The following is a 13675-nucleotide window of genomic DNA, read 5'->3' as shown; positions in this document are numbered from 1 at the left end:
GGGCGCGGTGGGGTGGGGACCGTTTCCCGTTCATCGCATGCCCGAGTCCTCGGAATGCTTGATGGCCTCCATCTCGTCGGCATGGCTCGTACGGCCGATCGTGTTCAGCCGTTTCAGGGCTGGTCGGTTGAACCGGAGGAAGCGGCGGAAGGGCATGCTTTCTTGAGGTCGCCGGGGTCGTGTTTCCTCCAGGCGCCGTCATTCGGGCCGTTCAGGTGAGTCGATACTTCTCGAGCAGTTCGGCTGATACGCCCTGAAGCCGTCTCGCCTGACTGTTCAGCTGAGGACCTTCTGCCAGGCGCGCTGGTACTTGCGGGCCATCTCGGTGTTGTCGATCTCCTCGTACCGCCTGATCAATGCCTGGTAGGGTTCGTCGCGCATGGGATCGATCTCGAGGGCGCGTTCGAACGCTCGGACCGACGCCTGCCAGTCAAGGGCCGGATGGTGGCCCAGGCGCAACGCGACGGTCATGGCGTCTTCCATCATGTGTGCCCGAACCTCGCAGGCCCATGTGGCGTAGGACGTCGGCAGGAAGTCCCCGGTGTACGCGCTGAGCGCCTCCTGAAGTTGCGTGGCGGACGCGCTGTTGAGGGCGCGGCCGAGGGCGGAGCAGTCCGCCTCGATTCGGAGGTCCGGATGGAGGGCGTAGCGGCCCGCCTGGTGGGGGATGGGCGTTTCGTGGCCGGTGGCCGACCTGAGACTCAGCCGCAGCTGCCGTATGCTGACCTTGAAGTAGTCGGCGTGCCGTTTCTCGGCTGAGCCGTCCCAGAGGGCGTCGACGATCCGTTCCTTGGAGGTCGGGCCGTGCAGGAGCAGGTACAGCAGCAGCTCGCCCGCTTTCGCGAACGGCAGTCTGACTGGCAAGTCCCCGTACCAGACCTGTAACGTGCCGAACGTGACGATCCGCAGACTCGGTTCCCGGACGGTCACAGGCACGGGTGCGGGCTGGGGGGCATGGGTCAGGGCCGCTTGCAGCCATCCGCCCAGACGGGACTGTTCGCCGGTCAGCAGGCTCGGGAGATGAAGTTCGTTCTGGGCCTGGAGGTCCCGCAGGGCCTGCACGTGAACGGCCGACTCGGCAGGCTCGTCATGAAGTTCGGCCAGCATGGCATGCAGGCGCACCCGGCGGTCAATGCTGACCCCCAGGGCCGATGCCTGCGTGAGGGCGGCGCGGCTGGCCGAGGCGTTCCCCTGGTGGAAGAGCAGCATGCCTTCGTAGAAGTGCTGCAGGGCCGTGTTGCCCGCGTACGAACCCCGGGCCCGGCGCAGGTGCAGGTCCGCTTCCACTGCTTCACCGAGGAAGCAGCAGGTTTCCGCCAGTTTGAACTGCACCCGCTGCGTCACCGCTTCCAGCAGGTGCTGCTGGCACAGGTCTGCCGCGCGGGTGTACTGCAGGCGCGCTTCGGCGTACCGCTGCTCCATCATCAGCAGGTCGCCCCGGGTTTCCTCCAGCACAGGGGCGATGGGGTGAGGATGAGCCGCGCACAGGTCGAGCGCCTGCCGGATCAGCTGATGCCCCATCTGAACGTCCCCCTGAAGCCGTTTGAGGTCGGCGAGGTCGTTGAGCAGCAGCAGGCTGCGGTCCACCAGTCCCAGCGCGGCGTAGAGCTGCAGCGCCCGCTTCAGGCACTGTTCCGCCGCGTACAGGCGCCCGGCCTTCAGGTGGACCACCTGCATCAGGCAGAGGTTCTCGGCGAGCGGTTCGAGGGCGTCACGGTCCTCGCACTCCTCGACCAGCTGCTGCGCCGTTCGGGTGGCCGTCTCGATGTCCCCGAGGTTGAGCAGCGCGTACGCACAGTCGCGGCGCAGCTTCCACGACGTGTCCTGCGGAAGGCCGAGGTCCAGGGACTCCTGGGCGAGCCGCAGCTGACGGTGATGCTGCCCCTGGCGTCCCGCGAGGGCGCTGAGGGCGTGCAGCACCTCGGCGTCACGGTAACCGCCGGCATTGAGACGCCGCAGGACCACCTCTCCCTGGGCGGCCTGACCCGTCTCGATCAGGGCGTGACCGTACATCGCGGCGAGTCGGTCGTCCCGCCAGGTGACCGGCACGTTGCCCAGCAGGTCGATCAGGGCAGAGAAGTTCCAGGACGCGCGGTACGCGTCCGCCAGTTCGTGCACGAGCGCCAGCGCGTCCTCCCGGAAGCCGAACCGCACGCAGTGTTCCACGAGTCGGCGGCGCCCCGGTTCGTCGGGCGTCACGCGCCGCAGGTGCGCCACCGCCGCCGTGTGGGCGGCGGGATCCCTGATGAGGTGCTGCAGGAGCACGGTCCGGACGACCGGCAGCGGCCCGAGTCGGTCGTGTGCGCCGCGCAGCAGCGGGAAGCCGGAAGCGAGCAGGTCAGCGAGCCAGCCGTCCGCGAGGTCTGGAGCGCCCGCCGGCCGGACCGCCTGCGCCCAGTCCGGCGTGAGGGCCAGGGAGGGCAGCAGGGGCCAGACGACCGGGAACGTCTCCTCCAGCAGTTGACCCAGGCTCTGGTACGCCGCAGTTCCGAGGCTCCTGAACAGCGCGTGCCCCAGCGGCCAGCCCTGGAGGGCGGCGCGCTCGGCGCCGGTGTCCGCACCGTGCCAGAACGTCTCCACCTCGTCCGGCTGGAAGGTCAGCCTGTCGGGCGGGATCACCTGCGCCCGCCCGTCAACCACGAGGGACGTGTAGCTGGAGGTCAGGTCCGTGCGCGACACCAGCATCAGGTGCCATTCGGGGCGTTGCTTCAGCCAGTCGCTCAGCCGGGCGTGATCGAGGACCGACAGCGCCTGCGCGTCGTCGATTACCCACAGTCCGGCCTGTCCGTCCTCCTGCGTGAAGCGCTGCAGGGTCTGCGTGAGGGTCGCCTGGTACTCCCGTGCGTGTGCGGAGTGCCAGAGGACGCGCGGGGTTCTGCGGGCGTACTGGGAGGCCAGGACCGTTTTGCCGAAGCCGAGGGGGCCGTGAATGATCACCAGCGGCGCGTGGCTGCGCGTCAAGGCGTCCAGCAGTTCATGCCGCGTGAGTTCGTCTTTCCCGGCAACCGGGATGCCGTGCTGGAAGACTACGGGAACATCGGCGCTCTGGTCTGCTTCCAGCACTCCTTCCTCCGAACGTCGTTTCGGGCCTCGATCACGGACCGGCTGCGTCGGCACCCACCAGCACCTCAGCGCCGCTCCAATAATAACCGCTGCCACGATCCGGTCTGTATCTGGTGACGTGGTCCGGGAAGGCCTGCCGGGCGGTGTTCTGCGGTGTTGATCGTCGGTCGTTTTCCCTGGAAGGCCGGTGGGTCCGGGGGGAATTCTCCGATCTTTTCCCGCGTGCTCCTAGTCTGAACGCACGCCAGCAAGGCCGGCACCGTCGGAGGAACGTCATGAAACGAACACTGATCATGTTGGGGCTTTTCGTGTTGGCCTGGTTCTCGTTCCCTCACCGGGCGGTCAACTCGGTCCCGTTGCTGGCCGAGAACAGCGGCGGGATCGTGATCAACCCTGGCGCCCATCAGGGTGGCGGAAGCGTGCCACCTCCCCCGGTCTCCCGGGGTTGACCTTGGATGTTTCCCGGCGGCTGTCCTGACCTGGCAGTCCGTCGGTGCATCGGAACTGGGCGGATCGCCCGCCCTGCCGTCCCTCTCACTGGTCACCGGGGGTTTTTATGGAAGAGCTGAACCTGAACACGGCGGTGCTGGATTTCGACTTCGACCTGCTCGATGACCTGGCGGACGAGACCATCGAGAGCTGGAGCCTGGGTCACGGCATGGTCGAGATCGGGGCCTCGTGCTGCACCAGCGGTCAGCAGACCAACGGCAGCTGCAAAAACGCCCTGCAGCAGCTCTAACCGCCGTTCCGGGGAGCCCGTCGTGCTCCCCGGTCATTCCTGGAGCACCGACATGAAACCCAAGTTTCGGCGCGATGTGACGTACTACAGACAGGACAACGGCGTCGCCTTTCACCGCGAGGGCCGCTGGTTTCAGCTGGACGGCCCCGGACTTTTCGAGGCGCTCGAACGGTTGACCCCACGCCTTGACGGCACGCGCGAGCTTGCGGAACTGGTCGCGGGCATGCCACCGGCAGCGGAACACAAGCTCCGCCGCCTGATTCAGATCCTCCACAAAAACAGCCTGCTGGTCGACGCGGCTGACGAACTGCCGCATACGCTTCCGGCAGCGCTCGTCCTGGCCTTCGAGGCTGAGATTGCTTTTCTGGACTCCCATTTCGGGTCCGGCGCGGCCCGCTTCCAGCACCTGCGTGAGCAGTCGGTGCTGGTGGTCGGCGATCCGGACTTCACGCCGGGGCAGGCTGTGGCGTTTGCTCAGCTGGGCGTCCGTTGTACGGCCGTCTACCCGGCACCACCGCCCGAGGCGTGCCGTTGGATCGAGGAGGCGCTCTCTGACCTGCGGGGACGTGACCCGGAGGTCAGCATCACCGTCGGCGCAGACCTCACCGTGGCACTTCAGGACGCGGACATCGTGGTGGTCGCGCCGCTCTCCACGGCCCCGGCCGGGTACGCCGACGTCACCACCCTCCTGCTGAACCGGTCCGTGTGGATGATGCCGATCATGGTGGCCGGAGACGAAGCCTGGCTGGGGCCCATTGTCCGGCCCAGCCACACCTGGATCGACTGGTGGGCTCAGCTGGATCCGCAGTTCAGCGAGTGGGGCGCAGCGGACCAGCCGCCGTCGAGCGAGTACTGGTCACCGCATACGGCCGGGTACCTGGCGAACGTGGCGGCATACGACATGATGCGCTGGGTCTGCGGGTCGGACGAGGACCGGGGGAAGCCCCATACCCTGAACGTCGAACTGGAAACCTTCAGGGTGAACACCCTGAACCTGGAATCCCTGGCCACCACGACGACCGAGTACCGGGATTCGGCCGACGCGCGACAGGTGCGGCTGGAAGGTCTGCTGCATCGGCCGTCGCTGGCGCCGGAGCATTTCGCGCGGGCGGCCGTGTCGTTGATCGGGGACCGTGGCCACGTGACCGAGTTCGGCGAACTGAACCTGACGCAGTTGCCGCTGCATGTCATCAAGGCTCAGCTCGGCCAGGGGGGCCCGGCGGTGTACGGGTCCGGCCTGAGCGGAGCGGAAGCCCGCGTGAAGTGCATGAGGCGCGCGATCGAGCACCTGCAGCATCGACGGTTCGTGCAGGCGGAAGGTCCGGCCCTGATGGCGGACGTGCTGAGCGGCGACCTGCTCGACTGCGCCCCGGACCTCATTGACGGCACTCTGGTGACCGCCAGTGGCGACACCTGGGCGCAGGCGGAGGAACGGGCACTGCTGCGGCTTTACCTGACGGAGACGCTCGGCGGCGCCTCTCCGTCCCTGATCCGGGACATGCAGCCGCTCGACGATCCGGATGCCCGGCGACTCGTGCGGATGCTGGACCTCGGGGATCAGGACGTCCAGCTGTGGTTGTGCCCGAACGGGCTGGCCCTGCCCCTGAGTCTGGTCAGCCTGAACGGGGTGATGGTCAGCGCCGCAGTCGCCGCCACCCTGACCGAGGCGCGGCGGGACAGTCTGATGGACGCCGTGCAGCACCTCCAGGCACGGACGTCCGGTGAGCGTGAGTACGAGCCGCCCAGGGTCACGTTCGGTCCGGTCGGCGACTGGGCCAGCGGGCCGCAGGAGGCGGCGGGGGATCTGCGTCGGCGGGTGGCGGCCGCCCTGGCACGTCGGGGACGGCGCTGCGTCACCACCCCGGCCTGCACCGGGCCGCAGCTGCTCTCGGTGCTGCCGTTCGTGGCTCACGCGGCACTGCTGACCTCGCGCCCGGCAGGACGAATGCAGGTCGCCCGGTGAAGCGGCACGTTCACGGGGACGGTCCACTGGCCTCCCTGCTGCGCCGACGGTGCCTTCAGCCTCCGGTCGACGTGCTCGCCCTGTGCCACTGGGACGCGGCCGCCGTCGAGGCCCATGAGCGGCGCTGGCCGGACCGGACGTACCTGTGTGTGTGGCAGGAGCCGGGCTTCGTGTGGGCCGGACCGTACCGGCGCGCCGGGCTGCCCGGCTGCGCCCGGTGCGCCGCAGTCCGGCGGGAAGCGATCCACGCGGACCGTCCGGCCGTCCGGCCGACGCACGTGGACGCCGGACCGCTCAGTGCCGCGCAGGTGTCGCAGGTGACGCACCTCATCCACCACGCGGCCCGGACGCACGAGGCTGGCGACCACGAGTGCCTCGTCTGGCGTCTGGACCTGCTGACGGCGCAGGTCAGCCGTCACCGCCTCCTTCCGGTGTCGAACTGCCCGGGGTGCGGTCTCCGGCCGGACGACGCCCGGCCAGGCGTGATGGTGCTCTCGGCGGTTCCCAAATCCTCGGTGGACGTCTACCGGCCACCCACCGGTGACCTGGAGGACCGCTGGCAGCGCGCCTACGTGGACGAGCAGCTCGGCCTGGTGCGCGACCTGACGGTTCACCCGGCGGGCGTGTTCTACGATGTCGCCGCGCACGCGGGAATGCCAGGCTTCCAGGAGGTCGAGCTGACCTCCGGCCGCGGGATCACCCCCTCGAAGAGCCGGCTGTCGGCCGTGGCCGAGGCGCTCGAACGGTACGGAGGCATCCGGCCGTACGGCCGCCGCACCAGCGTCCGCGCCAGGTATCACGACCTGATCGGCTCAGCCATCGACCCGAGAACCCTCGGAACCTACGACCCTGAAGCTGTTCGGCAGGCGGGGGGCACCCTGCGGCCCTTCGATCCGCAGGACACCCTGACGTGGGTCTGGGCGTCCTCGCTGACCGGGGGCGAAGCGAGGCTGGTCCCGGAACACTCCGCCTACTACGGCCTGAGCACGCAGGAGAGCGGACCGACCTTCGTGTACGAGAGTTCGAACGGTTGCGCTGTCGGCCGGTCACTCACCGAGGCGGCCCTCTACGGCCTGCTGGAACTGATCGAACGGGACGCGTTCCTGCTGAGCTGGTACGGGCAGGTGCCGCTGCGGCCCATCGACCTGCACGGCAGCTGTCCACCGGCCACCCGCTGGCGTGTGGAGCGCATCGAATCCCGGACCGGCTACCGGGTTCAGGCGTTCGACATGACGCTCGACCTGCAGATTCCGGCCGTCTGGGTGATGGCGACCGACCGCTCCGGGCGGCCACAGCGGCCCGGGAGTCTGCATGCCGCAGCGGCGCACCTGAATCCGGTGGCGGCGCTCGACGGGGCCATGCATGAGCTGGCTCCCGGCATCCCCTACGCCTGCAGGGCCTACCCGGACCGCCGACCCGCACTGCTCCCTCAGCTGAACGACCCGTTTCAGGTGAGGCGAATGCAGGACCACGCGGCCCTCTACTGGCTCCCGGAGACGTTCGACCGGCTGGCCTTCCTGAACACCGAAGCCGCACCGGTCACGCTCACGGAGCTGGCGGAGCGCGCGCCGACCGCCGCGCCGGATCTCCTTCAGGATCTGGAGGGGGTGCTGCGTCGCTTCTCCGGCGCCGGGCTGGAGGTGCTGATGGTCGATCAGACCGCGCCCGAACACCTGGCAGGCGGCCTGAGATGCGTGAAGATGATCGTGCCGGGCCTGCTGCCGATGACCTTCGGGCACGCCTACCGGCGGGTGCATCACCTTCCGCGCCTTCACAGCGTTCCCCCGACCTACGGCGGATCGGTCGGCGGCGCACTCAACCGTCACCCGCACCCGTTCCCGTGAGCCGGGACACCGCTGTGGCCCGGGAAGCCGCTCTGACGCGGGAAACCGAGGGGGCCTTCCGGATGTTCGCGTTCCGGTCCGTCTTCGGGGCGTCCGAGCTGATCGCCAGCACCGCGTTCCCTCTGCCCCTGGAGGCCGTTCAAGGTGAACGGCGGTCCCTGCCCGGACGGTTGCCGTTCACGCTGGAGCCCGAACCTGCTGGCGTGGACCTCCGGCAGTGGTCGAGGTGGCTGTTCGCCTCCGGCGGTGTTCACCGGGTCGACATCGGTCCCGGCGTGACCTGGCCGCATCATCAGCCGACCCCTTCCGCCCGCTGCCTGTACCCTGCCCGCATCTCGTTGCTGACCCCGGACGTCGACGGCGGGCGTGCCGGGCCGCTCCGGGCCGGGAGTTACCGTTACGATCCGCTGCACCATCAGCTGATCTGGCAGTGCGGTCCTGTCCTGCACGCCCTGCGGGATCAGCTCGGCAGTCCGCTGAGCGGGGTGTTCGCGGGAGCGGCCGTCAGCGTGGACTGGCAGCGGACGCACGGGCAGTACGGGCATTTCGGGTACCGCCTGGGCCTGCTCGAAGCCGGAATGCAGGCGGCGCAGCTGGGCATCGTCGCTGAAGCGCTCGGGTGGCACGTGTCGCTCGTCTGGGATTTCCCGGACGCACCGGTCAACGCCGCCCTCGGGATGGGAAACCATGAGCGCGTGGTGGCGCTGGTGCTGCTGCGCCGCTTGCCAGGCACGGTCAGGGTCCCACCATACCTGCCGGTTCCGCCCACCCGTGACGGCGGGCCGGTCTCGCTTCCCGGGGCGACGCTGGAGACGCTCGACCGGGTTACCCACCTGCAGCTGGGTCCGGGCAGGGCGGACGGGGACGTGGGCCCGCCTGAACGCGTGACGCCGCCCCTGCTCGTCCCGCGTACATTGCGGCAGACCCTCCGCGCCCGGCATTCCGGACTCGCCGTTTTCGCGCCGGTCGCCGAGCAGGGCCGCCCCGACCTGCTGGACGACCTGCTGAGACCGGCACTCGCTCCAGCACCCGTGGTCGACGGGACACCCGATGCCAGCGTGTCGATCGAGGCCCTGCTGAACGGCCGTGACGGACTGAAGCACCACCGGCTGACACGGGACGGCCCGCCGGTGATCGGCGGACCGCGAGCCGATCCGCTCATGAGAACGGTCCTGGAAGAGGTCCAGCCGGACATGCCGCTCGCGCACCTGCCACTCACGGCCTACCTGTGTGTGCCCCTCCACGGTCCGTCCCCCCGCACGTACCGGCGCGTTCATCTGCAGGCCGGACTGATCGCGCAGCGGATCCTGCTCCTCGCGGCCCAGCAGGGGTGGGCGGGACGGGCCAGTTGCAGCTTCAACGCACCACGGGTACAGCGCCTCCTGGAGCTGGACGGTCCGGTCGTGCCGCTCCTGCAGCTGGCGTTCGGGCGAGAGCCGACGGCACGGCTCGCTCATGACCATCACAGGCTCTCGCTTCACCCGTGAGTTCCCCGCAGGAGGATCCCGATGACCACCCATCCCACGCCGACCCTGCTGAACACGCCTCCCCCGTTCGTGGTGCGCGTCACGGCGCTCCCCACCAGCGCCCTCCAGGTCACCCGGTCGCCAGGCACCTCCGCGGCCCTCGGCCGGGCCCGTGAACACCAGGATCAGCTCGCTCACTGTGCCCGGCAGCTGGATCTCGCCCTGCACCGACAGGTGGGCGAGGCCACGGACCAGGAACAGAGGCGCCTGCTGCTGCGACTGAAGCGGCGGACCGCGGAAAAAGGCTGGAGTGCCGAGACCCTGCAGCGACTGGGGGAACTCGCGGCCGACCTGGCACCCCAGGCCGACCGGCACGCCGCGCACCTGCGGCAGTACCACACCCTGCTGGGCGAAGGGGAAAGGCTGTTCGAGCGTGAAATGGCCGAGGCAGCCGCCGCCGTACGGGAATGGAGCATGAACGCGCTGATCCGGGCGGCGCTGCTGCTGTCCAGCCCGACCCTGCTGGCCGACGCGGAACGGTTCTGGCACGCCGAACCGATGTCGGGCAAGACCCGGCGTCAGGTGCTGACGTCACTCACGCGCTACCTGGTGCGCGCCGCCACCAAACCCACGCCCTTCAACCGCTTCACCAGCATGAGCGCCGGCGAGTGGCGAACGGGCGCCGCGCTGCTCGACTTCAACGAAACGTGGACGGCCCAGGTGCGGCAGGAACTGAACCTGCAGGTCCGGGGTGCACTGACGTCAGCGCCTGGCCGTCAGGACATTCCTGAACCGGCGCTGGAGATTCATCTCAACCCGACCCTCATCACCAGCCCGGCCCAGCACGTCGTTCTGGCGGTCAAGGGACCGGTGGTCCGCGTGCGGCGCAATGACCGCATGGACGCCCTGATCGGCGCCATGCGCGGAGGGCCGCTGACATTCGCAGCCCTCCAGCAGCGGCTCGACCCGCACCCGACGCCCGAGGACCTCTGGCGGGACCTGCAGCGCCTGCAGGGCGCGGGCCTGCTGGAACTGCTGCCGCCTGCAGGCTGGCAGTCCGGCTGGCTGCAGGACCTCGACGCCGTGTTCTCCGACTTCGTGAACAGCCTGCCCGATCACCGGCCCGGGCAGATGCAGCACCTCCAGGCGCAGACCCAGGTGACCTACACGGCCCTGGATCTCGGGCGTCTCGGCTGGACTCCTCCCGAACGCAACCTGGTCTTCGAGGACAGCGGCGCGAGCGACCTTCGTCCCGTGGCGTGCGCCGACGCGTGGCGACCCATCCTGGACGACCTGCTGCTCGTCCAGCAGGCGTACTCGCTGGCAGAGGGAACCCTCGGGAACCGCCTGCAGTTCGCCCGGTGGTTCTGCAGGCGGTACGGCCCGGGCGCGCAGGTGCCGGCCGTGCAGGTTTACCAGGACGTGCTGGTCGACGGGCACCCCTGGGCGGCGGAGCAACGCAGTTTCGCGTGGATGTCGGAGGCACCGGCCCATCTGGCGGACGGGATCCGGCAGGTCCGCCGACTGCTGGGCGGCGACGGACAGGGCGCAGTCGACCGGCAGGCCCTGACCGCCTGCCTCGGCGAGCTCCCGGCTGACCTCTTCTCGCCGTCCTACGCCTTCTACGGTCAGTTGCTCGGCGGACCGGCACCTTCCTTCGTGCTGAACGCGGTTCAGCTGGGGTTCGGACGGACGCAGGGACGCGCCCGCTGGATCATGGACGCGCGGCCCGGGGAGGTCAGGACCGGCCGTCCGCTGCTCGACCTGACCGGCGAGTTTCACGCGAACATCAACCGGCACGCCTGCGCGCGCAGCCGGGCGGTGGTGCTGAACGGCCGGGCGACGGGCGACGGGGACCTGAGCGTGCTCGACCTGCACCTGAGCGTGCCTTCACCCACCGCCCGACCTGTCCTGTGGTCCGCGGCGCTGGACCGGCCGGTCTGGGGCGTGCCGCTCGGCATGCTGGGCGCCCGTTACCTGCCGCCGTTCTACCGGTTTCTGACCGCCATGACGGTCGGCGGGCCGCTCGACCCGGCCCTGCCGCTGCTCACGCCGCCCCCGCAGGACGGCGCTCCCTCCCCACGCCTGCAGCTGGGGCAGGTGGTGCTCCAGCGTGCCCGCTGGTCCGTTCCGGGCGAACGGCTGGCCGGGCTGACCGCCACGGCGGATTTTCGCTCCGCGCTGGCAGTCGCTTCGGCCCCCTGGCTGCAGGACCTGCCGGCACACGTGTTCCTCCGCCAGGCGCAGGAGGGCGGTTTCGGCAAACCGGTCTTTGCGGACCTCGCCAGTCCGCTGAGCTGGGCCACCCTGCCGCGGCCCACCCAGGGCAGCGTGTGGTGCGCCGAGGAGGCCCTTCCCGACCCGCTCTCACCGGCCGCGTGGGGTGGACAGGTACAGAGCGTCGACGGCACACACGTGACCGAGTTCGTGGTGGAGCCCCGGTATGCTTGACGGCCACGACTGGATCAGCGTGCACGCGTTCAGCCACGCCGGGACCGGACCCCTGGTGGCCGGTGCGGTCGCGCCCCAGTTACGGCACTGGCAGGCGACGGGACGCGTTCGGAACAGCTTCTACCTGAACCACTGGGAAGGCGGACCGCACGTGCGGGTCCGGCTGCTTCCCACCGACCCGGCCGACGCCGGAGCACTGCAGCGGGACCTGACCAGTGCGCTGCAGGCGTACCTGGCGGGCCGGTCGGGCCGGGCCATGCCTCCCGAACAGTACCGTCAGCTGGTCGAACAGGGGCAGGCGCTGGAGCGCGGGGCGTCCGACCTGCCGCTGCACCCGGACGGGACGGTCGTCCCGTGGGCGTACCGTCCGGAATGGGAACGGTTCGGGGGGCCGGAACGGGCGGCCTCCGTGATCCGGGTCTTCGGGGTGTCTTCCGCCCTGGCCGGGGCGGTAAACGAGGCGGACTGGTCTGCTCCCCGCCGCATCTCCCTGGCCCTCCAGGGGGCCCTCTGGACCCTGCACCGCGTCATACCGTCTGGTCAGGCGCTGCTTGACGCCCTCTCGCACGCCGCCCGTTTCTGGAGTGCGTCACCCGGAGACGCGTTCCAGCCGCCCGGAGTGGGCATGAACGCCCTCCCCCGGACGGAAGACTCCGCCCTCCGGCGCTGGACGGCCGAACTGCTGACCGGCGCCGAGCCGCGCACCCATCCCTTCGCCCGGACCCTCTCAGATGAGATTCAGCGGCACGTGGCCGATCCCGGTTCCGAATCCGCCTCGATGGCCCTGGACCTGCTTCACCTGCACCACAACCGCCTCGGTTTCAGCGTCTGGCACGAGGCGCGGACCTGGACGACCCTCCTGCAGGCCGTTCACCACACCATCAAAGGAGAACGGTATGCCCACTGACGCGACTCCCCGGCGCTGGGAAAGTCTGCACCTGCACAGCTACGGCGACCTGAGCGATCTGATGCTCCGTACCCGGCCCGCCCTGAACCTGCTGGCGCGGCTGGGCCGCCCGGCCTACGTCACCCGGCACTGGGCGTGCGGCCCCCACGTTCTCCTTCACCTCCAGGTCCTGGACGGTGAAGCGGCGTTCCCCCAGCCGCTGCTGGACGACATCACCCGGACACTCCGCGACCTTCCAGACGCCGCCCTGACGCCCTTCGACTGGGAATGGGCCGCGCGGGTCTACCCGCAGTTGGCACACCACGAACAGTTCCCGGGCCGGTACTGGCCGCCCCTCCCGCACGGCCACCTGTACACCTGGACGAGGCAGCGGGCGGTGGGCGTGAGGGGCAGCCAGCTGACCGAGAACCTGATCGACGACGCCTGCGTGGCCCTCAACGGGGTGATCCTCAGTGGCCTCCGTCAGGTGGCGAGTGGTCTGCCGCTGACCGACCTGTGCTTCGACCTGATGATCGCCACAGCCGACCGGACCGCGCCCGACACTGAACTGAGCAACGGCTTTCTCTCCTACCGCTCGCACGCGGAGATCTTCCTGATCAACGTTCCCGACACGGTCAGGGCACGTTTCGACGACCTGTACACCCGTCAGCGGGAACAGCTGGCGCGGCGCCTGGACCGGGCGCTCCAGAGAAGCGAGGGCAACGATCTGATCACCGCGTGGCGCCGTCACCTGGGCGAAGCGCACGCGCTCGCCTGGGAGGGCCTGACATCCGGCGAGATCGACCTCAGCTGGGAAGCGCAGGACTTCTCGCTACACCGGGAGGACATGGCCCCGGCACTGGAACGGTCCCGGCGCAGCGCCTTCCACCGCACCGAGCTCGCGAACTTCGAGAACCTGCGCCGCCGCAGTCAGGACGTCTCCTTCAACGCCTACCGCGTCCTCCTGAACGTCCAGTACCTGCAGTTCAGCCGTCTGGGCCTCAGCCCGGTCCAACGGGCGCTCCTGTGTCACCTGGTATCGAACGCCGTCGAGGAGCGTTACGGCATCAACGCCGTGGAACTGGCGTCCGGCTACACCTACCTGACGGGGACACCCACATGAGCCGCTTCCACTCCCGGTCCACGCCAGACACCGCACCCAGTACCACCTCCGCCAGACGGGGAGTGGCGCCGCCTCCATTCTGGTCGGCACGGTCACGTCGCGGTGTGGGACGTACGGAAAGACCCCTCCGCAGTCCTGAC

General features: G+C 69.6%; 8 protein-coding genes. 7 read left to right on the top strand and 1 reads right to left on the bottom strand.

Annotated elements, in window-relative coordinates:
- Positions 1-276: 276 nt before the first annotated feature.
- The gene (locus IEY33_RS04690) at positions 277-3063 is read right to left on the bottom strand and encodes an AfsR/SARP family transcriptional regulator (RefSeq protein WP_188961112.1); all 2787 of its coding nucleotides are present in this window, start codon (positions 3061-3063) and stop codon (positions 277-279) included.
- Between the two features lie 556 nt (positions 3064-3619).
- Here IEY33_RS04690 and IEY33_RS04685 point away from each other — a divergent pair.
- The 7 genes from IEY33_RS04685 (at position 3620) to IEY33_RS04655 (ending at position 13535) form a co-directional block, all read left to right on the top strand.
- The gene (locus IEY33_RS04685; RefSeq protein ID WP_188961111.1) at positions 3620-3802 is read left to right on the top strand and encodes a thiomuracin/GE37468 family thiazolyl RiPP peptide; all 183 of its coding nucleotides are present in this window, start codon (positions 3620-3622) and stop codon (positions 3800-3802) included.
- A 52-nt stretch (positions 3803-3854) separates the two neighbouring features.
- Entirely contained in the window at positions 3855-5765 is a 1911-nt protein-coding gene (locus IEY33_RS04680; RefSeq protein WP_188961110.1) for a hypothetical protein, read from the top strand.
- Between the two features lie 71 nt (positions 5766-5836).
- Complete coding sequence (locus IEY33_RS04675; RefSeq protein WP_188961109.1) at positions 5837-7609, top strand: TOMM precursor leader peptide-binding protein; 1773 nt, start codon at positions 5837-5839, stop codon at positions 7607-7609.
- A 338-nt stretch (positions 7610-7947) separates the two neighbouring features.
- On the top strand, positions 7948-9096 hold the full coding sequence (locus tag IEY33_RS04670) for a nitroreductase family protein (RefSeq protein ID WP_188961108.1): 1149 nt from the start codon (positions 7948-7950) through the stop codon (positions 9094-9096).
- 21 nt (positions 9097-9117) lie between these two features.
- On the top strand, positions 9118-11526 hold the full coding sequence (locus tag IEY33_RS04665) for a lantibiotic dehydratase (protein ID WP_188961107.1): 2409 nt from the start codon (positions 9118-9120) through the stop codon (positions 11524-11526).
- Positions 11519-12433: a lantibiotic dehydratase C-terminal domain-containing protein gene (locus tag IEY33_RS04660; protein WP_188961106.1), complete on the top strand. Its 915-nt coding sequence runs from the start codon at positions 11519-11521 to the stop codon at positions 12431-12433. The genes IEY33_RS04665 and IEY33_RS04660 overlap by 8 nt, the downstream gene beginning before the upstream one ends.
- Positions 12423-13535, top strand: a complete 1113-nt coding sequence (locus IEY33_RS04655; protein ID WP_188961105.1) for a lantibiotic dehydratase C-terminal domain-containing protein — start codon at positions 12423-12425, stop codon at positions 13533-13535. The genes IEY33_RS04660 and IEY33_RS04655 overlap by 11 nt, the downstream gene beginning before the upstream one ends.
- The last annotated feature ends 140 nt before the right edge of the window (positions 13536-13675 follow it).

It is taken from the genome of Deinococcus aquiradiocola, from assembly GCF_014646915.1.
Taxonomy (GTDB): Bacteria; Deinococcota; Deinococci; order Deinococcales; family Deinococcaceae; genus Deinococcus; species Deinococcus aquiradiocola.
Note: the sequence above shows the minus strand (reverse complement) of the source record. Positions and strands in the feature narration are given on the sequence as shown.